Here is a 19,811-nt window from a genome sequence, read left to right as displayed (position 1 = left end):
TCGCTGCAAGGTCAGTGCGCTGCTGCACCGCCCACAGCCCTGCAATAGAGATGCCACGTCGCATGCCCCAACACCGGCAGAACAACGAACAGTCCCAGAAATGCAGGGAGCATGGCAAGAAACAATGTGATCGCTATTATAGCAGCCCAGCCCGTCATCACCGCCTTGTTCGACCTGATCGTGCCAAGGCTGACGATAATCGCAGTGATGAAATCGACATCCTTGTCGCACAGCATTGGCAGGCTCATCACCGTGATTGCATATAAGGCAAAGGCAAAGATTGCTCCGACGAGACTGCCCACCAACAGCATGGCGATCGCCATGGGTTGGAGCAGCATTTCGATATTCTCGCCGCCAATACCGGATTCGGCCATGAAGATTGCGAATATGCCGTGGGCGAGGATCATCCAGAAACTGAAGGCGACAAAGACGATACCGGCGACCATCATCACCTGGTCATCTCCTCGACCGCGCAATGCCCACAGGATCGAACGCCAATCGATCGCGATTCCAGCCTGTCGCCTGCGGCTGACTTCGTACAGCCCGACCGCGGCGAAGGGCGCGATGATCGGGAAACCTGCTATGACCGGGATCGACCAGGCGCCTTCCCCTAGTTTGATCAGCCCGTACACCAGTGCTGCACCGCCTACGGCATAGAAGGCGGCAAAGAAGATGCCGAATGCCGGATAGGCGATGAAATCGCGCCACCCTGCGGCGAGTGCGGAACGAAGGTCTGCAAATGTCAGATTATTGGCGACCGCATAGGGCGCAATAGGGGTTTGGCCGACACCAGCCATAATGCTCTCTCCCTGCTCTTCTTCCCCGCAGAAAGAATGCAACGTTTTGCGCCTTGTATCAAGCGCCGAACATCAGGCCTATTAAGTCGGGAAAGCGGCTTAGGCCGCGCCGGTTGCCTTGGGTGTGTCGGGATCAAGACCCCATTCGCTCCAGCTGCCGTCGTAGAGCGATACGTCTTTCTTGCCCGTCATGCGCGCTCCAAACAGGACGACCGCAGCTGTCATGCCTGAACCGCACGTGGTGATCATCGGCTGGTCAAGGTCAACACCGGCTTCTTTGAATGCAGCCACAAGCTCCTCACCCTGTTTCCAGGTGCCATCGGCATGGAACAGGTTGGAATACGGAAGGTTTCGGCTTCCCGGTATATGGCCCGAAGCCATTTCGGGGCGCGGTTCTTTTTCATCACCTGTGAAACGCCCTGCACCACGGGCATCGACAACGACTGCATCCTTGCTGTGCAGGTTGGCGAGTATGTCAGCCTTGTTCTTGACCCCGCTTTCGTCCTTCCAGACGGTGAAGTGGCGGTGACGCAACGCCGGTTTGCCATTTTCCAGCGGACGGCCCTCGGCCTTCCACTTGGCAAGGCCACCATCAAGGATCGCGACGTCATGTGCCCCGAAAAGCGTCAACATCCACCATGCACGGGTGGCGGATTTGAACGGGCTATCGTCGTAAACAACGATGCGGCTCCCATCGCCAAGGCCGAGCGACTGCATGCGGCTGGCGAATTTTTCTGGTGGGGGCAGCATGTTGGGCAGGGTGCTGTTGCTGTCAGCGATTTCGGCGAGGTCCATGAATACGGCGCCGGGAATATGCCCACCTTCATATTCTGCTGCGGCGTTGCGTCCTGCATCTGGCATGTGCCAGGTTGCATCGACGATCCGCAGATCAGATGCGCCAAGTTCTTTCGCCAGCCACTCGGTGCTAACCAACAGTTCCATTTTGCCCGTACCTTTTCGTCCGATGTCGCTCGCTTGATGCGATTCTTGTGCAGTGCACGATATGCCGCTTTTCAGGGCTAGTCGAGCGCTAACAGTAGGATTTCAGGCAAATAGCGGCTTGGCAGTTACACCCGTAAACCTTTTGGGACCGCGATCGACAGCCAAGGGCTTCATGCGGGCTGCACCGCCAGCACCTATGCGCCCGATCAATTCCGAAAGGCGCAATTCGATGCGGTGTCCATCCGCCTGTCCAGAAATGTTTATCAAGATAATCGGGGCTACAAATTTTCGCTCGGTCCAACGGTATGAGGCGAGTTCGATCCGCGGCAAACGAATCTCGATTAGTGCGTCGATTGTTTCTCCTTTCGCCAGCGCACCCAATGACTGAATCGAACCGGCGTCAGGGGTGTTGTGGAACGCCTCAATCGCCTCGTTCTGATTGGGCTGGGCAGATATCATCTGCGACCGGATCACTAGACTTTCGATCGCGCTGCCCGTTTTGTTCACAACGGCGAGCCTGCCGGTGATGGTCAGGCTGGCAATGCTCAACATCGCCGATTGGGGCACGAAAGCTGCGGTCGCTCGAGATCCACCCATTTGCAGACGGACCGGCGGAGAGGGTTGCGCGGGCTTTTCCTGTTCCTCGAATTCCGCTGTTACCTTCCCGCGTCGGCGACGGAACAGGATAGCTAATCCACCCAGTATCGCCAATAGAGTAAGCGCGATTATCGGGTATTCGATCGGAATTCCGCCTTCGTCTGCAGGCATGGACTTCGCATCAGCTATGGGTGCGGCTGCCGGTTCATTCGCGGGGGGAATTTCGTTCGCCTCCGGTGTCACTTCAGCGACTGGCGGTTCCACTATTGGTGGCGCAGACTGATTTCGAAGGGGACTCGCAGGCGCGCCTTGGGTTTGTGCTGTCTGCGGCTGACGATTGGTTGACGGTGAAGCAGATGGCCTTTCCTCAGGCGGTTGCACATGCGATGGAACAGGTTCCGGCTGTGGCTGGCTTTCGCGCGGTTCATTTCGCGCGGGCGGCGTATCGAGCCTGAAATCGCGCAATTCAGGTGGCGTCGAGGTGCCCAGATCCTCTGGTGCTTGGGTGTCCTGTGCGGGTGCAGGCGATGATATAAGAAGCGCCCCAACACACACAGATTTCCAACCTACGAACCGCATGCTCATGGCGATTTTCCAGTGCGTTCGCGGCTGAATGCGCTGTGAATGGTAGCCCGGGAATGACATGAGCCGTTCGAGGCGCTAGACGAGCCGCATGAACGACAAACCGAATCCCAAATATCTTGGCCAAAACAGTTCGATGCCCGCTTCACCCGAAGAGGCCGAGCTTGATTATGTTCCGAACCCCCGGCCGGGGACGCTGTATCTTGCGCGCTTTGCCGTGCCGGAATTCACTTCGCTATGTCCGGTTACCGGACAGCCTGATTTTGCGCATCTCGTCATTGATTATTGCCCGGGCGAAACCATCGTCGAATCGAAATCACTCAAGCTGTTTCTGGGCTCGTTCCGCAATCATTCGGCTTTTCACGAAGACTGCACCGTCGGCATCGGCGAACGGCTGTTCCGCGAGATGAAGCCCGTCTGGCTACGCATCGGCGGATATTGGTATCCGCGTGGTGGTATTCCGATTGATGTTTTCTGGCAGTCCGGCACACCACCCGAAGGGCTTTGGCTGCCGGATCAGGGTGTCGCCCCCTATCGCGGACGAGGCTGAAACCTCTCTGCGTCATTTTCCGTTCAGCTTTGATGTGGTCATATTCTCCTGACAGAAAAGGAGATTGTGCCATGGAACGTCGTTCGAAGATTGCCGCCGCCCTGTTGATCGCCGCTTTGCCGGTGACGGCATGCACGACCAATCCCGAAACCGGAGAAAAGCGAATCTCCAAAACCGCGATTGGCGGCATAGGCGGGGCACTGGGCGGATATTTGCTCGGTGACCTGATCGGCGGCCGCCGTGACCGCACTGAAAAAATTGTTGGCGCCGGGATTGGTGCAATCGCAGGCGCTGGCGTCGGTTATTATATGGACGAGCAGGAAAAGAAGCTACGCCAACAGACCGCCGGTACCGGCGTGGAGGTTGTGCGCGATGGTGACCAGCTGGTGCTTGACATGCCATCTGAAGTGACCTTCGCCTTTGGCAGCGCGAACCTGTCGCCCGAATTTCGCTCGACGCTCGACAAAGTTGGCTCGACGTTGACCGAGTATGAAAAAACCTATGTCGATGTGATGGGCCACACCGACTCAGTAGGGTCAGATGCGTTCAACCAGACCTTGTCCGAACAGCGTGCCTCGACCGTTGCGGAGTATCTTGCAGGCCGCGGTGTGCAGCGCGCCCGCTTGGCCACCAAGGGCTATGGCGAAAGCCAGCCCAAGGCGAGCAACACCACCGAGGAAGGCCGGGCGCAGAATCGTCGGGTTGAAATCCGTCTGGTGCCAGTAACGGCGAGTTAGACCGTGAGGCCCTGCAACAGTTTGGGCAGATTGCCGGATTCTCCGCGCGCTTCGGCCATGAAGAAATCCTTGAGGGGTTTCAGCCGCTGAACAGCGGCAAGGCCGAGGCGACGTGCGGCGGATGCGGTTTGGCCGGGGATGCCGAACAGCTTGTTGAGCGTATCGGTCGCCATCATCACGCTTTGAACATCAAGGCTGCGCCAGCGGGTGTAACGATCGAGGATCTGTGCATCGCCAGGATCAAGCCCCAGACGCATCCCTTCGACGACGACTTGTGCCAAAGCTGCAACGTCGCGCAGACCGAGGTTCAGGCCCTGGCCGGCAATCGGGTGCATCCCGTGCGCCGCATCGCCAACCAGCACCATGCGGGTGTCGGTGATGCGGTTGGCATGCTGGAAATTGAGCGGGTAGCCCATGACCGGCGCGTTCATCTCGATGGCGCCGAGCAGCCCGCCCATCGCCTTCTCAATTTCATGTGCCATGCCGCGCGGTGAAAGCTTGCGATACACGCCAGCCTCTGCGCGCGGTACCGACCAGACGATCGCCGAACGGTGCCGTCCCTTTTCGTCGTCGAGCATCGGCAGGATCGCAAACGGGCCGGAAGGGTAGAAAATCTCATAGGCAACGCTGCGGTGCGGCTTTTCATGGAAAATCGCCGTGACCATTGCCTCATGGGCATAGTCCCATTCGGTAAGGCGGATTCCCGCTGCATCGCGCGACGCGCTCTTGCGCCCTTCGGCGACCACGAGCAGCGAACCCGTCAAGACATCGCCATTTTTGAGTTCGACGCGAACTCCAGCATCATCAGCCTTGGAACGCGCAATTTCAGCGGGCATGTGCAGCGTGATTTCGGGCCTAGCCATGGCGCTTTCGTAAAGAGCCCGACGGATAAGCTGGTTTTCGAACATCTGCCCCAAATAGCCATCGCCTTCTTCCGGCACGAAATCGAGCGCGCCGGGTTTGAGGCCGTCGCTGACCCAAATCTGCTCGATCGGGCAACCTTTGCCGGCAAGTGCGGGACCGAGGCCGATCGCTTCGAACAATTTCATGCTCGAACTGGAAATGGCGGATACGCGGCCATCGAAATGCGGCGCCAGCATGGCCGCCTGATCGGCCCGGTCGATGACATGGCAGGTGACGCCATGCACCGCAAATGCAAGCGCCTGGGCAAGGCCGTTCAGCCCGCCACCAATGATGACAATGTCGGCAAATTGTGTCTTGGACATGGGAATCGCTTAGGCCGGTTTTCGATGGCTGAAAAGGTTAGAAAATCTGCGGACTCTTGACGCCGAGTCCCGCCTCCGCGAAAAGGTGCTGGTTTCAATCAAAAGGCGTTCAAAACAGGTCATGGCATCGCGCTCCCCCAAAACTTCGCTTGCCAATTGGCGCCAGATGATGCGCCAGTCGTTGCTGCGTAGCGGCGCATTAATTGGTGCGGGTGCTGTCGGGCTGTTTGCAGCCTTTTATGCGATTGCGATCCTCAGCTACTCGCCAGCGGACAATGCATTCAACAGCGCGGCTGAGGGTGTCACCGACAACTGGATGGGGCAAAGCGGGGCCTATATCGCCGATGCCTCGCTGTTCCTTTTCGGCCTGCCCGCCATACTGCTTTTCCCGCTGCTGCTAGTCTATGCCCGCCGGTTGTGGCGCGATGTGCCGCAGCCGCGCTGGAAACGGCAATTGGTCCTGTGCCTGTTGGGTATGTTGCTGATCGGTTTCGGTTTGGCACATTGGCAACATGGCAGCGATATAGGCTTACCTGCAGGCTGGGGCGGTACCCCTGCCTTGCTGCTCGACGGGGCCTATGGCGCACTGATCGCCAAGCTGGGCGAAGGCTGGAGCACGCTTGCGCGCTGGGTTGCCATACTTGCGTCGGTTGTCGGTGGAATCAGCCTGGTTACCCGTTCGCTCGAACTCGAACGACCGCTTTTCTCTATTCCTTCGATTCCCATGCCGTCACTTGGTGGCGCGTCGGAAAAACTGTCAGCCGATCCGTCGATGCCTGATCGTGAGCCGGAATTTGTTGCCGACCCCGTGCCGCGCAAACCGGTTGAAAAGGAACCGCGTCGCGCCCCTGAAATCGCCGAGCGTCAATTGCCGCCGAAGAAAGCAAGCTTCAGCACCGGTGCCAAACAGGGCGATTTCTTTGGCAATTATGCGCTGCCTTCGATCGACCTGCTCGATACCCCGCCGCCCTCGACCGCGCCCAAGCTCGACAAGGCCGCGCTCGAATCAAATGCGCGGTTGCTCGAATCGGTCCTCGATGACTTCAAGGTGCAGGGCGAAATCGTCGCGGTGCGCCCCGGCCCCGTCGTCACCATGTACGAGCTGGAACCTGCACCCGGCGTACGGGCGCAGCGCGTCGTACAGCTGGCGGAGGATATTGCGCGCAACATGTCTGCCTTGTCGGCGCGTGTATCAACCGTGCCCGGCCGTACTGTCATTGGCATCGAGCTGCCGAACAACAACCGCGAAGCAGTGATGCTGCAGGAAATGATCGCCTCTTCGGCCTTTGCCGACCAGAAGGGGCAGTTGCCGATCATCCTGGGCAAGAATATTTCCGGTGATCCGGTGGTGGCGGACCTCCAGCCGATGCCACACTTGCTGGTTGCCGGTACCACCGGCTCGGGTAAGTCGGTTGGTCTCAACTGCATGATCCTGTCGCTGCTCTACCGGCTCACGCCTGATCAGTGCCGGATGATCATGATCGACCCCAAGATGCTCGAGCTCAGCATCTATGACGATATCCCGCATTTGCTTGCGCCCGTCGTAACCGAGCCAGCCAAGGCGATCCGCGCGCTCAAATGGGCGGTTGAGCAAATGGAAGACCGTTACCGGATGATGTCTTCGGTCGGCGTGCGCAACCTGCAGGGCTTCAATGAAAAGATCCTCGCCGCCAAGGCCAAGGGCCAGCCCTTGGGGCACAAGATCCAGGTCGGCTATGATCCGATGACAGGCTTGCCGCAATATGAAGAGCAGCAGCATGATTACCAGCCGCTGCCGCAAATCGTGGTGGTGGTCGACGAGCTGGCCGACCTGATGATGACTGCGGGAAAGGAAGTCGAATTCCTGATCCAGCGCCTCGCGCAAAAGGCGCGCGCGGCGGGTATCCACCTGATCATGGCGACGCAGCGCCCGTCGGTCGACGTCATCACCGGCGTCATCAAGGCAAACCTGCCGACGCGCATCAGTTTCCATGTCACTTCAAAGATCGACAGCCGCACGATCCTGGGAGAGCAGGGCGCCGAACAGCTACTGGGCAAGGGCGACATGCTCTATATGGCGGGTGGGCGTGGGTTGACGCGTATCCATGGGCCGTTTGTTTCCGACGAAGAAGTTCGCAAGGTCGCCGATCACTGGCGCGGGCAGGGTGAGCCAGATTATATCCAATCGGTCACCGAGGAGCCCGAAGATGGCGGGTTCGCGCTCGATGGCTTGGGCGATGATGACAGCCCTGAAGATGCGATGTACCGCAAGGCGTGCCAGATTGTCTTCGAAAGCCAGAAGGCCTCGACGAGCTGGATCCAGCGCCAGCTTCGCATCGGCTATAACAGCGCTGCCCGCTTGATCGATCGCATGGAAGAGGATGGCTATATCAGCGCGCCCAACCATATCGGTCGCCGCGAAGTCTTGCGCGACCGTAATGGTGAGCCGATCTGACATTCAGATGCGGTTCAAAGCCTGTCCGCTAGGCGGTGCGGCCAAAGCCAAGGAAAAACCATGACACTGAAACTCTCCCGAATTCTGCTTGTGCCCGCAATCATGGCTTCCGCCGCGAGTGCCCCTGCGCAGCAATCGAACGACCTCTCGCAGGTGGTTGGCCACATGCAAGCGGTGACCACGATGAGCGCGACTTTCACCCAGACTGATCGCAATGGACAGAGCCTTTCCGGTAAGCTGCTGTTGAAGCGGCCGGGACATGTGAAGTTCGAATATCAGAAAGGCGTTCCGCTGCTGATTGTTGCAGATGGCAAGGCACTGACTCTGGTCGACTATGAAGTGAAGCAGGTGCAGCGCTGGCCCATCCGCAACAGCCCTCTTGCCGCGTTGCTCGACCCCGGCAAGGATCTGGCGCGCTTTGGCAAGCGTGTGCCAACGACCAATCCCAACGTGATCAGCGTTGAGGTGCGCGATCCAAAGCGTCCTGAATATGGTACGATGACCATGATCTTTGTGAAACAGGGCGGCGCGCCCGGTGGACTGACTCTGAACGGATGGGTCGCGCTCGATTCTAAAAACAACCGCACAACCGTGCGACTCGACAATGTGAAATTCAACCAGCCGATTGCGCAGTCGAACTTCACTTGGCGCGACCCGCGGCCACGCCGGAAGAGCTGATTGCAACTCATCGGTGAGTCGAGCCCATGAGCCGACCAGCCGATAAACTGAACAGCTCTGTTCATGTTGCTGACAGGAAAATCGCCCTAGATTGAATACATCGAAGGATAGATGGCTGCGCGGTTTTCCCCCTGTTGCCCGTGGCACCAAAATCTCCCTTCGGTTTCAGCGTGACGAACGCAAGCTCGACCCCCATCCCAAATGCCCCCGGGATGGGGGTTTTGCTTTTTCGCAAACCCCCCTTGCCGAGCGCGGGACCCGCCCCTAAGCAGCCGCCATGGCAACCACCCTTCGTATCGCTTCGTGGAATATCAATTCGGTCCGTGCCCGCATCGACATTGTCGAGCGCTTCCTTCGTGAGGAAGCCCCCGACATATTGTGCCTGCAGGAAACAAAGGTCGCCGATCCCCTGTTTCCCGAAGGGCCGTTCCGCCAGCTTGGCTATAACCATATCGTCATCAACGGGCAGCCGATGCACCATGGCGTCGCGATCCTCAGTAAGGTTCCACTCGCCAACCGGCAGGCGCACGACTGGCAGGCCAATGGCGAAGCTCGCCATGTCGGCGTAGAGCTGCGTGGCGGCGTGCGGCTTGAAAATGTGTATGTGCCCGCAGGCGGCGATATTCCGGATCGCAACGAGAATGTGAAATTCGGCCAGAAACTCGATTTCCTGGCTCGGATGACCGAATGGTCAGGCAGCCTTTCGGCTCCGACCATCCTGACCGGGGACTTCAACGTCGCCCCGCTTGAGACAGATGTCTGGAGCCACAAGCAATTATTGAACGTCGTCAGCCACACCCCGATCGAGGTGGAGGCGCTGGGCGGATTGCAAGCGGCGGGTAAATGGGTCGATCTCGCCCGCGAGTTCGTTCCGCCGCAGGAAAAACTCTACACCTGGTGGAGCTATCGCGCACAGGATTGGGAGACATCGGATCGCGGCCGCCGCCTCGATCACATGTGGGTTACCCCTGACCTCAAGGACAAGGCAGTCGGCCACAAGACGCACAAACCCTGTCGGGGTTGGGGCAAGCCTTCAGACCATGTCCCTATCGTCACGGAGTTTCGCATTTGAGCGATTTGGCCGCCAAGAATGCGGCACGCGCGATTGATGCCTTGCGGCGCGGCTGGCCGGTGCATGTCGGCAAGGGCACCGGCATGACGCTGGTGGCCATCGAAACCGGATCAGCGGCAGAGCTTTTCAGCGAAGGCAAGGTAAAGGGGATATTGCTGTCGGCGGCGCGGGCAGCGACGCTGAAACTGGCCAACCAGTTCGCCGCCGCCGATACGCAGTTGCCGGTATTGATCGCCGCGCCATCCGACCTTGATGCCACTTTGGCATTGGCCATTGCCGATCCTTCGCTCGATTTGCGCTATCCGTACAAAGGACCTTTCGCAGCGCTGCCGCTTGAACATGCCGAGGCCGCGGTTGCAGCTATGGAACTCGCACGCGAAGCCGGGCTTTTACCCGCCTTTCTGCTTGTCGATACAGCCGCGGAGGCGACGCTTGTTCCGGACGAGCTGTCCGCTTTCCAGGATGCCGGCGCGCTTCGCATCGCGGCGCGCGCGCGTCTGCCTGTATCGGCGGCCGAAGATGCCGAACTGGTAGCTTATCGGTCCACTGCAGATGCCGCTGACCATGTTGCGCTGGTGGTTGGCCAGCGCGACGGTTCACCGCCGGTAGTGCGCTTGCACAGCGAGTGCCTGACCGGCGATGTGCTTGGCAGCTTGAAATGCGATTGCGGGCCGCAACTCCACGAAGCGCTGCACCAGATCGCCGACGCGCAATGGGGTGTCCTCCTTTACCTGCGGCAGGAAGGGCGCGGTATCGGCCTCGTTAACAAGTTGCGCGCTTATGCGCTGCAGGACCAAGGTTTTGACACGGTGGACGCGAATATTCGCCTGGGCTTTGCCGTCGATGCCCGAGACTTCTCGGTTGCCGCGCAAATGTTGCGACTGCTGTCGATCGACGAAGTACGCCTGTTGACCAACAATCCGGAGAAGGTGGCCGGGTTGGAAGGAGAGGGAATCAAGGTTGCCGAGCGGCTTCCGCTCAAGATTGCATCAAACCCGCATAATGCCCATTATCTCGCGACCAAGCGCGATCGCACCGGCCACAAACTTTAGACGATCAATTCTTCGAGCATCCGGCGGGAGACGATTTTCAGTGCGTCTTCCTGACGCTCGACAATGCCTCGCCGGAACAGCACCGCCAAGGCCCGTGACGCGGTTTCGCGGGTGGTGTGCACGCTGACCGCCATTGCGGCAAGTACCGGTGCAGGGCGTATCGTCCCATTGCCGTCGGCCAGCTGGAGCAACGCGCGATAGAAGCGACCGGTCGCGCTCAAGCCGATGCGGGCCGCCATTCGATCGAGTAGCAGGTCGAGCTGTCGTGCCATAAGGTTGGCAATGCCCGCAGCAAGCTCGACATCGCTTGACACCAATTCAGCTAGCTTCGTTGTAGGCACTGCCAACAGTCGCGTTGCGCCATTTGCCGAAAACGCAGATCGGAATGTTGATTCCTCCGGATAGGCACCGAAAACTTCGCCTGGCCCGTGCCGTGTCAGCTGTGCCTGCTGCCCATCGATCCCGAACAGTTCCGCAACGACAGCGCCCTCGGCAACCAGGAACAGGTGCGTGCTGGGATCGCCCATATGTGCGATGATGTCACGATGGGCATAGTTACGCGACATCAGCGATTCCGAAAGTCGTCGCGCACTGGTTTCGCCGCAGGAAAGGCAGCTCTGGATGATGGCAATGTCGTTGCGACCCGACTTGCTGTTGGTGTTTATACCGCTCATCCAGGCGGCTCCGAAAGCTTCGCGAGGCACAATTCGACCGGGCCATCGGGAAAGGCCAATTCACCGATCGTCTCGATCCGGCTGGCGAGGCCAGAAGCGAGAAGCCCCAGTGCGGCACTTCGGCTTGCCGCGACCATTCCATGGGCACTGTGCGGTAAAAGCGCCTGCACGTGAACCGTTTCGCCGAGCCGGCAGTCGATCGCCATTCGTACTGAACCAGCATTGCGCAGCGCAGCGACAGCCTCTCCAAGTGACGCGAATTTCTCGATCGCATCATCGGTCGCGATATCGAACGTCAACGCGCCAGCGGGGAGTTGCGGGATCACGGACGCTGTGCTTGCCGATACAGCGACATGGCGAATGGGATATCCCGAGTGCAACCAGGGATCCCCTAAAATGGGACGCTCTGCCGGTTCGATCCGCAGTGCGACAGCCTGCGCCTGTAATTGGCTTGCCCTTTCGATCGCAAGACCCATGGCGTAAAGCTCGGCAAGCGCGACGCCCGCAGCGCTGGTGCTTTCAGCCTTGTCGCAGATGGTCAGTGTATCGGCGATTTCGAGCAGCGAGTCGAACCGCTGGGCCCAATCTCCACCCAATGGTTCAACCGAGCTTTTGCGGAAATCATGCGGATCCGAGGGCAGTACAATATGCAATTCTGCGCCGACAAGGACGGCAGCCTCGGCCGCGCGAATATCTGCGCCAGCCGCTAGCGCACCATAAGCAAAGCCGGGAGCGATCAAGCGAACCTCGGCCGCGATTGCATTGGATGCAGCTTTATCATCGGAGGTTATTCCAAGGATGCCATTGAAGTGCATCGCTGGCGCAGGACGAAATCTGTCTAGCCAGTCGTCATTTCCACCCAGTTCTGACAGGATCAGTGCGAACTGCCGCAGCGTCGCCGCATGGTCCTCCCACGCTTGCGGGGCCAATGAAACGGCATGGGCCAAACTGGCTTTTGCATCCTCAATCCGGCCAAGCAGCAGCAAGGCTTCTGCCCGGGTCGCCTCTCCCCAATAAGGTGTTTCGCCCTGTTCCTGCCCACTCTCGATCAGGTGCAGGACCCTGGCAGCAAGTTCCGCTGACCGCTCACTTTCCCCCGCATGCAGCGACATTGCTGCTGCGTTGATCAGCGGATAGGTCTCGGAACCCGGCTTTGCCGCATGCTCATAGGCTTCACCTGCCAGCGCAAATAGTGCAGGCCGCAAGTGCGAAGGGGCGTTCCTTGCCTGATCCTTGAGCAATCGGCCCTTGAGTGTAAGCGCGTTCGCGTCTGCGACGGCGCGATCAAATCCCGCCGCCTTGAATGCTTCCCATGCCCGTGATGTCGCCCCGGCGCGTGCCAGAGCGAGTATCTTTTTGAGGGCGTCGGCTTGCATCGGCGTCGGGCTTAAGGACGACTGCCGACATTGCCGCCATCAGGATCGATGGCAATCGGAATGCTGGTTAGATTGCCCTGCTTGTCGACCGCATCCCACAAGAGGTGAAAGTTCATCGAATAGATGCGGGGATCATCTTTCGACGGCGCCCGCCCGTCCTCTGTCTGGTAGATATTGTCCATCACTAGGCCCTTGCGTCCGCACAGGTCGGTCAAGCTGGCTGCGAAGAAAGAGTAATTCTGGTCTGCCGGAATTAGGCGGAAATCGTCAGCATCCTTGTCAACGCGGAACTCGGTGAAGCGGACGAGGTTGGCATATTTTTCCTGCGCGGTGCCGGGGTCGACCTTGCGATCGTCAAAACGGACATTGTCGTTATCGACCAGCATGTAGATCCGGGCGGTGTGGCCGAAGGTAAATCCGTTGAAATTGAATTCCTTGCGCTTGTCGCCGATTGGGTTGTTGAGCCAATCTTGCGCATTTTTCGCCTTTGAAGCTTCCTTCAACATCTCCTCGGCGAACTGCTTTTCGGTTTTGCCGGCCGGAATTGCGGATGTTGCGAAATAGCCCTGCCGGACCATCGTTTTCTTGGTATCGTCAAATTTGTAATAGATGATGCAGACATATTCCGGATTGAATCCGGGACCGAGTGGGTTTGGTTCGTGGGGGTCTTTGCCCCATTGTGGTCCTGATGCCATGACTATGCTCCCTATTACTGGTCGGGCAGGATTACCCCTTTGTCTTTCGCAGGCAATATCGCCCTATTTGCCCTGAAGTTTCTGTTCCAATTCTGTGATCGCTTTCCAGAACCCGGCAAGTGCCTGCTGCTGGTTCTGCGTTTCTTCCAATTCCTTGATTAGCCGCCGGGTTTCAGCCAGCTCCATGCGTGCCTTTGGTTTGTCGAATGCGGCAAAGGCTTTTGCGCGTGAATAATGGCCTCGCGCCAGCGCACGCTTGACGTCGTTGTTGCGCGGCTCTTCGATGGCCAACGGTTTGATCGCGGCGATGACCCGCGCACTTTCGATCGCCGCCAGTTGCGAATTGCCGCTGTCCAACGCGATCGTGGCCATTCCCAAAAGCGGCCAGCTCTGGCGGAAACGAAGTTCGAAATTCCTTGGATCCTTTGCGACCAGCCCATCGATGATCGCCTGCTCGGAAAGGCGTGCTTTGCGCGCCTCTGCATAGGATTTGTCTGCGAGCAGGGCATCAGCCAACCAGCCATAGCGATTGGCAAGCGCGATGCTGATCTCGGTCCTGTCAGGCGCATGTTGCAAGGCTGTTTTTTCAAAGGCGATAGAACGACGGCAATGGTCGATCGCCTTGGCAACGTCGAAATTCTCATGCAGATAGAGATCGCAAAGATTGCCCAACGCATAGCCCATCTCGAGATTGGCTCTTGCTTTGTCCGGATCGCGTTCGAGCAGCTTTCTGGCTTCGGCGACATAACCCTGCCAATGGCGCTCGGTGGTTGCGCGATCACGAATTCGCCAAGCGGCCTGACCAACCCAATATTCGCTCTGTGCATGCGCAAATATGCGATCCGGATTGTCTGGTTCCTGGCGGAGAAGTTCTGCTGTTGCGCGATGCGCCTCGCGGAATTTTGCCAGCGCCGCCGACAGGTTGCCGCTGCGGTCATCATCCTCCCCCATTGCGTGGAGGATACGCGCGCGCCGATCGAGCGAGTCGGCCGATAGCGAGGCAAGATCACCCTGCCGGGAATAATGCTCCATCGCGCGCTGGTTCACATCGTCCATCACGTCGAGACGGCCCACACCCTTCAACTTGGTGCGAAGGTCGGTGAGCATGTATTCGACCAACCCTTCCGCACTTGCACGTTGGCGGGCGGCTTCGTTGCGCGCGGAGATAGCAAAAGCGGTCATCACGACCATCACTAGCATTGCAGCAAGTGCTGCCAGCGTGATGCCCGTCACGCGGCGAATGCGACGCTGCGCATCGCGCTGGACCAACGCGTCGAGAGGCAATTGGGCAATGCCGGCAACAACTTTCAGAAAGCCGAGCTGCCAGCCATCTCCTTCTTCGCGCAGATCGGCGGCTAGCGGCTCAACTCCGCCTGCAGTCAATGCGTCTGGAAAAGATTCTTCCGGTAACCCGCGCACAAGAGCCGCCAGAATGGGAAGATCAGGTTGTAATTTGCGAAAGAGGGCTATCTCTTCATTCACCCAGCGCGACTTTTTGGCGTCCGGCGAACAGATGATGATGAGCGCGCCGGATGCATTTAGCGCGTCGTTAATGGCATCGCTCAAGCTTGGGGCGGCGGCCAGATCATCACGGTCGCGGAAGACTGCCCCCAGGCGCCGTTCCCGATCCGGGCCTGAAATGACGACATTCTTGGGCAGTTTGTAACGCTCAAGCTGGCGTTGGAGCTTGGCCGCGGGTTCGGCGTCGGCGTGGCTGTAGCTTATGAAGGCAGCAAAGCGTGGTGCGCTGCCATCGCCATTGTCTTCTTTGCCCCTGATCATGATGCCACCTTAGCGGGTCATCGGGCAAAGTTACACGATATTATAGACAGTTGGCAGACGATTATCGGCAAAGCCGGATAGCGGCGCAGTTTTAGCCTGCCTTGGCAAGGCCGTGCTGTTCGACCAGTTCCTGCAACTCACCAGCTTCGTACATTTCCATCATGATGTCGCTGCCGCCCAGGAACTCGCCCTTCACATAAAGCTGCGGGATGGTTGGCCAATCGGAATAGTCCTTGATGCCCTGACGGATTTCCATATCCTGCAACACATCGACACTGGCATATTCGACATTCAGGTGATCGAGGATCGCTACAGCCCGGCTTGAAAAACCGCACTGCGGGAACAGCGGGCTGCCCTTCATGAACAGGACGACGTCGTTATTCTTTACCAGCTCGTCGATTCGTTCGTGCGCGCTCATACTCTTCACTCCTTATTCGGGCACGGCGGTGGTTAGCTGCAATGCGTGCAACACCCCGCCCATTCGGCCACCCAAGGCATTATACACTGCCTGATGTTGCTTAACACGTGGCATCCCGCGAAAGGTCTCGCTGACGACGCGTGCGGCATAATGATCGCCATCGCCGCGCAGGTCGGTGATTTCAACGACGGCATCCGGCAAGGCAGCCTTGATCATTCCTTCAATGTCTTCAGCCGCCATCGGCATGGGTTTGCCCCTTATGCCTCTTCGATGAATTGGCGGCGCGCTTCGACCATCTTGGTGTCGAGAGCAGCGCGGATCGCAGCTTCGTCGGTTTCAACACCGGCAGAGGTCAGATCGCCCAACAATTTGCGAACCACATCTTCGTCGCCGGCTTCCTCGAAATCGGCCTGAACGACAGACTTGGCGTAGGCATCCGATTCTTCAGGGGTCAGGCCCATCTGTTCGGCAGCCCACAGGCCGACGAGCTTGTTGCGGCGCGCGGTTACCTTGAATTGGAATTCCTCATCGCGAGCGAACTTGTTTTCGAATGCTGCTTCGCGGTTATCAAAAGTGGTCATGCTCGAATCCTTGCGCCGTTAAAGGAAAGATAATGCCGCGGCCCCTGCCAAACAAGGGCCGCGGCTGCAAGGATTACATGGTGACAACCAGTTTGCCGACCGCTTCACGGTTGCCCAGCTTGGCAATCGCTTCGCCACCGCGTTCGAGCGGGAAGGTTTCCGAAACCCGCGGCTTGATCTTGCCTGCCTTGTACAGCTCGAACAGCTCATTGATGTTCGCACGGTTCTTTTCGGGTTCACGCGCTGTATAGGCGCCCCAGAATACGCCGCAGACATCGCAGCTTTTGAGCAGCGTCAGGTTCAGCGGAAGCTTCGCGATACCAGCCGGGAAGCCGACGACGAGGAAGCGGCCTTCCCAGGCAATTGAACGCAGCGCCGGTTCGGAATAATCGCCGCCGACGGTGTCATAAACGATATCAAAACCATTTGGGCCAGCCGCAGCCTTGAACATTTCGGCGACAGCCTTGGACTGGTCTTTGTCAAATGGCTGGTAAGGATAGATAACGACATCGTCGGCACCAGCTTCGCGCGCAACCCGCGCCTTGGCTTCGCTCGAAACGCCCGCGACCACGCGGCCGCCATAGGCCTTGGCGAGTTCGATGGCCGAAATGCCGATACCGCCCGCACCGCCGAGGACGAGGACGCTTTCACCCGGCTTCATCCGGCCGCGGTCTTTCAGGGCGTGCGCGCTGGTGCCATAGGTCATCAGCAGCGATGCGCCTTCCTCGAACGACATTTCGTCGGGCATCTTGTAGAGATTGTGCGTTCCCAACACGATCTTTTCCGAAAGCCCGCCATTGCCGCACCCAGCGAGCACACGGTCGCCCACGGCAAAGCCGGTCACGCCTTCGCCGATCGATTCGATTATACCGGCAATTTCACCACCCGGTGCAAAGGGGCGGGGCGGTTTGAACTGGTAACGGTCTTCGATAATCAGCGTATCGGGGAAGTTGATCGAGCAAGCCTTTACGGCAACGACGACTTGGCCTTTGCCGGCTACCGGATCAGGCAAGTCACCCAGCACAAGGGTCTCAGGTCCGCCCGTGGCGGTCGATAACAGCGCTTTCATCTCTCTCTCCTCAGATCATTTGTGGCACCAGCCACGGTTTTTCGGTGTTCAATCGGGTTTCATAGGCCGTAATCGCGTCGCTGCTGGCAAGGGTCAGCCCGATTTCGTCGAGGCCATGTAGCAGGCAATGCTTGCGGAACGGGTCAATTTCGAAAGTGAACCTATCCTGGAAAGGCGTTGTCACCACCTGATTCTCAAGATCGATGTGGATGCTGTCAGTTTTGGCGACCTCCATCAAACGGTCGACCGCCTCTTGCGGGAGCACCACGGTCAGCAGGCCGTTCTTGAAAGCATTGCCCGAGAATATGTCTGAAAAACTCGGCGCAATGACCGCCTGGATGCCCATATCAGCGAGCGCCCACGCCGCATGCTCGCGACTTGACCCGCAGCCGAAATTGTCACCCGCAATCAGGATCGGCGATCCTGCATATTCGGCGCTGTCGAACAGATTGCCGGGCTCCTTGCGCAACGCCTCAAACGCGCCCTTGCCCAGTCCTGAACGGCTGATCGTCTTCAGCCATGCGGCCGGAATGATAACGTCTGTGTCGACATTTTTGAGGCCAAAGGGATAAGCCTTGCCTTCGATGGTTTTTACGGGGTTCATGCGATCAACTCCCGCACATCGGTAAGCTTGCCCGTCACCGCCGCCGCTGCCGCCATTGCAGGTGAAACGAGGTGCGTGCGTGCGCCTGGCCCTTGTCGGCCGACGAAATTGCGGTTGCTGGTTGAGGCGCAACGTTCACCTGCGGGTACTTTGTCGGGGTTCATGCCAAGACATGCCGAGCAACCCGGTTCGCGCCATTCAAGTCCTGCGTCGATGAAGATGCGGTCAAGGCCTTCAGCCTCGGCCTGCGCCTTTACGAGGCCGCTTCCGGGAACAACGATGCCCCACCGGATGTTCGCGGCCTTCTTGCGTCCCTTCAACACGGCGGCGGCGGCGCGCAGGTCTTCGATGCGGCTGTTGGTGCAGCTGCCAATGAAGATATTCTGCACCTCGACTTCACGCAAAGGTGTTCCGGGTTCGAGCCCCATATAGACAAGGCTCTTGGCCGCGGCTTCCTGCTTCGAAGGGTCGGCAAAGCTTGCTGGGTCGGGAACGGTGCCGGTGATGGGCACGACATCTTCGGGGCTGGTACCCCAGGTGACGCTCGGCGCGATATCGGCGGCGTCGATGACCACGACCTTGTCATAGGTAGCACCCGGATCGGTTTTCAAAGTTTGCCAATAGGCAACCGCCGCGTCCCAGTCCGCACCCTTCGGCGCCATCGGGCGGCCTTTCAGATAGGCAATGGTCTTCTCGTCGGGGGCGCAGAGGCCTGCGCGTGCGCCGTGCTCGATCGCCATGTTGCTGACGGTCAGGCGGCCCTCGATGCTGAGCGCGCGGATCGCGCTGCCGGTATATTCGATCACATATCCGGTGCCGCCGGCCGCGCCCAGCACACCGGTGATGTGCAGCACGATATCCTTGGCGGTTACGCCTGGGCCGACTTCTCCCTCGACCCGGACCTCCATTGATTTCGATTGCTTCAATTGCAGTGTCTGGGTCGCCAGCACATGTTCGACCTCGCTGGTGCCGATACCAAAGGCGAGCGCGCCGAGGCCGCCGTGGCAGGCGGTGTGGCTGTCGCCGCAGACGATGGTGGTACCGGGCAGCGAAAAGCCCTGTTCAGGGCCGACGACATGGACGATGCCCTGCTCACGGTCAGCATCGCCGATATAGCGGATGCCAAAGGCGGGGGCGTTGGCCTCCAGGGCTTCAAGCTGCTGCGCGCTTTCGGGGTCGGCAATCGGGATCCGTGCTCCGCTTGCGTCGCGCCGTGCAGTCGTTGGCAGGTTGTGATCCGGTACCGCGAGCGTCAGATCGGGTCGGCGCACGGTGCGCCCGGCTGCGCGCAATCCTTCGAAAGCCTGAGGGCTGGTTACTTCATGCACCAGATGCCGGTCGATAAAGATGAGGCAGGTTCCGTCATCCCGGGCGGAGACGACATGGGCATCCCAGATTTTTTGATACAATGTGCGTGGCTGATTCATATGCATGGCCTAAAGGCACAGCGAACCGCGCTTGGCAAGCAAGGATATTTTAGGGCTGTTCTGGAAAATGTAATCTTTGGTCCCTATAACAGGAATCGATATGACAACGCTCTCCCACCTGTTTCCGATCAAGATCCTGCCCGAAGATATCGACTTCATGGGGCATGTGAATAACAGCCGTTACCTGAATTGGGTGCAGGAGGCGGTGCTGGAGCATTGGCGCAATCTTGCCCCGCCCGAGGCTGTGGCGCAACGCGCATGGGTCGCGCTGAAGCATGAGATTACCTATCGCAAACCCGCCTTCCTTGAAGATGTTGTGGTCGCCAATGTCGTGCTCGAAGGCATTCATGGTGCGCGCGCATTTTATGAGACGGTCATCAAGCGCGGTGAGGAAGTGCTCGCCGAGGTGAAGTCGAGCTGGTGCTGCATTGATGCCGAGACATTGCGTCCTGCCCGGATCGGCGCGGACATAGCGGCCTATTTCTTTCCCAAGGCGGATTGAGCCGCTATAGTGGCAC

General features: G+C 58.8%; 22 protein-coding genes. 8 read left to right on the top strand and 14 right to left on the bottom strand.

The genetic code is table 11. The features are described from left to right. Window positions 1–11 precede the first annotated feature (11 nt). From ACFSAG_RS03475 to ACFSAG_RS03465, 3 genes are all read right to left on the bottom strand, one after another. Window positions 12–797: a DUF2189 domain-containing protein gene (locus ACFSAG_RS03475; RefSeq protein WP_381511430.1), complete on the bottom strand. Its 786-nt coding sequence runs from the start codon at window positions 795–797 to the stop codon at window positions 12–14. 99 nt (window positions 798–896) lie between these two features. Continuing rightward, the gene (sseA, locus tag ACFSAG_RS03470) at window positions 897–1,739 is read right to left on the bottom strand and encodes a 3-mercaptopyruvate sulfurtransferase (protein WP_381511428.1); all 843 of its coding nucleotides are present in this window, start codon (window positions 1,737–1,739) and stop codon (window positions 897–899) included. A 102-nt stretch (window positions 1,740–1,841) separates the two neighbouring features. Then, on the bottom strand, window positions 1,842–2,507 hold the full coding sequence (locus tag ACFSAG_RS03465) for a hypothetical protein (RefSeq protein WP_381511426.1): 666 nt from the start codon (window positions 2,505–2,507) through the stop codon (window positions 1,842–1,844). Between the two features lie 98 nt (window positions 2,508–2,605). Here ACFSAG_RS03465 and ACFSAG_RS03460 point away from each other — a divergent pair, with 98 nt between their 5' ends. From ACFSAG_RS03460 to ACFSAG_RS03450, 3 genes are all read left to right on the top strand, one after another. After that, a complete protein-coding gene (locus tag ACFSAG_RS03460; protein WP_381511424.1) occupies window positions 2,606–2,791 on the top strand; it encodes a hypothetical protein in 186 nt (61 codons plus the stop codon). Window positions 2,792–3,009: 218 nt separating this feature from the next. Then, window positions 3,010–3,468, top strand: a complete 459-nt coding sequence (queF, locus tag ACFSAG_RS03455; protein ID WP_381511422.1) for a preQ(1) synthase — start codon at window positions 3,010–3,012, stop codon at window positions 3,466–3,468. A 71-nt stretch (window positions 3,469–3,539) separates the two neighbouring features. Then, window positions 3,540–4,205 (top strand): YiaD family glycine zipper/OmpA-like lipoprotein, encoded by a 666-nt coding sequence (locus ACFSAG_RS03450; RefSeq protein ID WP_374612516.1) that lies wholly within the window; start codon window positions 3,540–3,542, stop codon window positions 4,203–4,205. Here ACFSAG_RS03450 and ACFSAG_RS03445 read toward each other — a convergent pair. Then, entirely contained in the window at window positions 4,202–5,431 is a 1,230-nt protein-coding gene (locus ACFSAG_RS03445) for a UbiH/UbiF/VisC/COQ6 family ubiquinone biosynthesis hydroxylase (RefSeq protein ID WP_374612518.1), read from the bottom strand. The genes ACFSAG_RS03450 and ACFSAG_RS03445 overlap by 4 nt on opposite strands. 121 nt (window positions 5,432–5,552) lie before the next feature. On the opposite strand from ACFSAG_RS03445, the gene ACFSAG_RS03440 reads away from it, so the two are divergent. From ACFSAG_RS03440 to ribA, 4 genes are all read left to right on the top strand, one after another. Next, window positions 5,553–7,865, top strand: coding sequence for a DNA translocase FtsK (locus ACFSAG_RS03440; protein ID WP_381511420.1), 2,313 nt, complete (start codon window positions 5,553–5,555; stop codon window positions 7,863–7,865). A 60-nt stretch (window positions 7,866–7,925) separates the two neighbouring features. Continuing rightward, window positions 7,926–8,543, top strand: coding sequence for a LolA family protein (locus ACFSAG_RS03435; RefSeq protein WP_381511418.1), 618 nt, complete (start codon window positions 7,926–7,928; stop codon window positions 8,541–8,543). A gap of 277 nt (window positions 8,544–8,820) precedes the next feature. Continuing rightward, entirely contained in the window at window positions 8,821–9,615 is a 795-nt protein-coding gene (locus tag ACFSAG_RS03430; protein ID WP_381511416.1) for an exodeoxyribonuclease III, read from the top strand. A gap of 5 nt (window positions 9,616–9,620) precedes the next feature. Next, the gene (gene ribA / locus ACFSAG_RS03425; protein WP_374612588.1) at window positions 9,621–10,667 is read left to right on the top strand and encodes a GTP cyclohydrolase II; all 1,047 of its coding nucleotides are present in this window, start codon (window positions 9,621–9,623) and stop codon (window positions 10,665–10,667) included. Here the strand turns inward: ribA and ACFSAG_RS03420 are convergent. From ACFSAG_RS03420 to leuC, 10 genes are all read right to left on the bottom strand, one after another. Further along, window positions 10,664–11,341 (bottom strand): Crp/Fnr family transcriptional regulator, encoded by a 678-nt coding sequence (locus tag ACFSAG_RS03420; RefSeq protein WP_374612526.1) that lies wholly within the window; start codon window positions 11,339–11,341, stop codon window positions 10,664–10,666. The two genes, ribA and ACFSAG_RS03420, sit on opposite strands and share 4 nt — an antisense overlap. Next, window positions 11,338–12,717 (bottom strand): tetratricopeptide repeat-containing protein, encoded by a 1,380-nt coding sequence (locus ACFSAG_RS03415; RefSeq protein WP_381511413.1) that lies wholly within the window; start codon window positions 12,715–12,717, stop codon window positions 11,338–11,340. The genes ACFSAG_RS03420 and ACFSAG_RS03415 overlap by 4 nt, the downstream gene beginning before the upstream one ends. Before the next feature lie 11 nt (window positions 12,718–12,728). Next, complete coding sequence (locus ACFSAG_RS03410) at window positions 12,729–13,412, bottom strand: hypothetical protein (protein WP_381511411.1); 684 nt, start codon at window positions 13,410–13,412, stop codon at window positions 12,729–12,731. 63 nt (window positions 13,413–13,475) lie between these two features. Continuing rightward, a complete protein-coding gene (locus tag ACFSAG_RS03405) occupies window positions 13,476–15,194 on the bottom strand; it encodes a TIR domain-containing protein (RefSeq protein WP_381511409.1) in 1,719 nt (572 codons plus the stop codon). Between the two features lie 91 nt (window positions 15,195–15,285). After that, window positions 15,286–15,612, bottom strand: a complete 327-nt coding sequence (grxD, locus tag ACFSAG_RS03400) for a Grx4 family monothiol glutaredoxin (protein ID WP_374612534.1) — start codon at window positions 15,610–15,612, stop codon at window positions 15,286–15,288. A gap of 12 nt (window positions 15,613–15,624) precedes the next feature. After that, window positions 15,625–15,858: a BolA family protein gene (locus ACFSAG_RS03395; RefSeq protein WP_374612536.1), complete on the bottom strand. Its 234-nt coding sequence runs from the start codon at window positions 15,856–15,858 to the stop codon at window positions 15,625–15,627. A gap of 11 nt (window positions 15,859–15,869) precedes the next feature. Beyond that, on the bottom strand, window positions 15,870–16,193 hold the full coding sequence (locus ACFSAG_RS03390; RefSeq protein WP_374612537.1) for a DUF1476 domain-containing protein: 324 nt from the start codon (window positions 16,191–16,193) through the stop codon (window positions 15,870–15,872). A gap of 73 nt (window positions 16,194–16,266) precedes the next feature. Continuing rightward, window positions 16,267–17,262: an NADPH:quinone oxidoreductase family protein gene (locus tag ACFSAG_RS03385; protein ID WP_381511404.1), complete on the bottom strand. Its 996-nt coding sequence runs from the start codon at window positions 17,260–17,262 to the stop codon at window positions 16,267–16,269. 10 nt (window positions 17,263–17,272) lie between these two features. Further along, window positions 17,273–17,866: a 3-isopropylmalate dehydratase small subunit gene (leuD, locus tag ACFSAG_RS03380; RefSeq protein WP_381511402.1), complete on the bottom strand. Its 594-nt coding sequence runs from the start codon at window positions 17,864–17,866 to the stop codon at window positions 17,273–17,275. Beyond that, window positions 17,863–19,293, bottom strand: a complete 1,431-nt coding sequence (gene leuC, locus ACFSAG_RS03375; protein WP_381511400.1) for a 3-isopropylmalate dehydratase large subunit — start codon at window positions 19,291–19,293, stop codon at window positions 17,863–17,865. The genes leuD and leuC overlap by 4 nt, the downstream gene beginning before the upstream one ends. 100 nt (window positions 19,294–19,393) lie before the next feature. Between leuC and ACFSAG_RS03370 the strand changes: the two genes are divergently transcribed. Continuing rightward, window positions 19,394–19,795 carry an acyl-CoA thioesterase gene (locus tag ACFSAG_RS03370; protein WP_374612542.1) on the top strand — a complete coding sequence of 134 codons (402 nt, stop codon included), beginning with the start codon at window positions 19,394–19,396 and terminating at the stop codon, window positions 19,793–19,795. Window positions 19,796–19,811: the final 16 nt, after the last annotated feature.

The sequence above is a fragment of the Sphingorhabdus buctiana genome (genome assembly GCF_042680825.1).
Taxonomy (GTDB): Bacteria; Pseudomonadota; Alphaproteobacteria; order Sphingomonadales; family Sphingomonadaceae; genus Sphingorhabdus_B; species Sphingorhabdus_B buctiana.
This window is presented reverse-complemented; position numbering and strand designations above follow the sequence as displayed.

Excerpts from the sequence above, each read along its gene's own strand:
- sseA (WP_381511428.1), bottom strand. The coding sequence starts at position 1,739 with ATGGAACTGTTGGTTAGCACCGAGTGGCTGGCGAAAGAACTTGGCGCA.
- ACFSAG_RS03410 (WP_381511411.1), bottom strand. The coding sequence starts at position 13,412 with ATGGCATCAGGACCACAATGGGGCAAAGACCCCCACGAACCAAACCCA.
- ACFSAG_RS03465 (WP_381511426.1), bottom strand. The coding sequence starts at position 2,507 with ATGCCTGCAGACGAAGGCGGAATTCCGATCGAATACCCGATAATCGCG.
- leuC (WP_381511400.1), bottom strand. The coding sequence starts at position 19,293 with ATGAATCAGCCACGCACATTGTATCAAAAAATCTGGGATGCCCATGTC.
- ACFSAG_RS03475 (WP_381511430.1), bottom strand. The coding sequence starts at position 797 with ATGGCTGGTGTCGGCCAAACCCCTATTGCGCCCTATGCGGTCGCCAAT.
- ACFSAG_RS03390 (WP_374612537.1), bottom strand. The coding sequence starts at position 16,193 with ATGACCACTTTTGATAACCGCGAAGCAGCATTCGAAAACAAGTTCGCT.
- grxD (WP_374612534.1), bottom strand. The coding sequence starts at position 15,612 with ATGAGCGCGCACGAACGAATCGACGAGCTGGTAAAGAATAACGACGTC.
- ACFSAG_RS03415 (WP_381511413.1), bottom strand. The coding sequence starts at position 12,717 with ATGCAAGCCGACGCCCTCAAAAAGATACTCGCTCTGGCACGCGCCGGG.
- leuD (WP_381511402.1), bottom strand. The coding sequence starts at position 17,866 with ATGAACCCCGTAAAAACCATCGAAGGCAAGGCTTATCCCTTTGGCCTC.
- ACFSAG_RS03405 (WP_381511409.1), bottom strand. The coding sequence starts at position 15,194 with ATGATCAGGGGCAAAGAAGACAATGGCGATGGCAGCGCACCACGCTTT.
- queF (WP_381511422.1), top strand. The coding sequence starts at position 3,010 with ATGAACGACAAACCGAATCCCAAATATCTTGGCCAAAACAGTTCGATG.
- ACFSAG_RS03440 (WP_381511420.1), top strand. The coding sequence starts at position 5,553 with ATGGCATCGCGCTCCCCCAAAACTTCGCTTGCCAATTGGCGCCAGATG.
- ACFSAG_RS03370 (WP_374612542.1), top strand. The coding sequence starts at position 19,394 with ATGACAACGCTCTCCCACCTGTTTCCGATCAAGATCCTGCCCGAAGAT.
- ACFSAG_RS03385 (WP_381511404.1), bottom strand. The coding sequence starts at position 17,262 with ATGAAAGCGCTGTTATCGACCGCCACGGGCGGACCTGAGACCCTTGTG.
- ACFSAG_RS03445 (WP_374612518.1), bottom strand. The coding sequence starts at position 5,431 with ATGTCCAAGACACAATTTGCCGACATTGTCATCATTGGTGGCGGGCTG.
- ACFSAG_RS03430 (WP_381511416.1), top strand. The coding sequence starts at position 8,821 with ATGGCAACCACCCTTCGTATCGCTTCGTGGAATATCAATTCGGTCCGT.
- ACFSAG_RS03435 (WP_381511418.1), top strand. The coding sequence starts at position 7,926 with ATGACACTGAAACTCTCCCGAATTCTGCTTGTGCCCGCAATCATGGCT.
- ACFSAG_RS03450 (WP_374612516.1), top strand. The coding sequence starts at position 3,540 with ATGGAACGTCGTTCGAAGATTGCCGCCGCCCTGTTGATCGCCGCTTTG.
- ACFSAG_RS03420 (WP_374612526.1), bottom strand. The coding sequence starts at position 11,341 with ATGAGCGGTATAAACACCAACAGCAAGTCGGGTCGCAACGACATTGCC.
- ACFSAG_RS03395 (WP_374612536.1), bottom strand. The coding sequence starts at position 15,858 with ATGCCGATGGCGGCTGAAGACATTGAAGGAATGATCAAGGCTGCCTTG.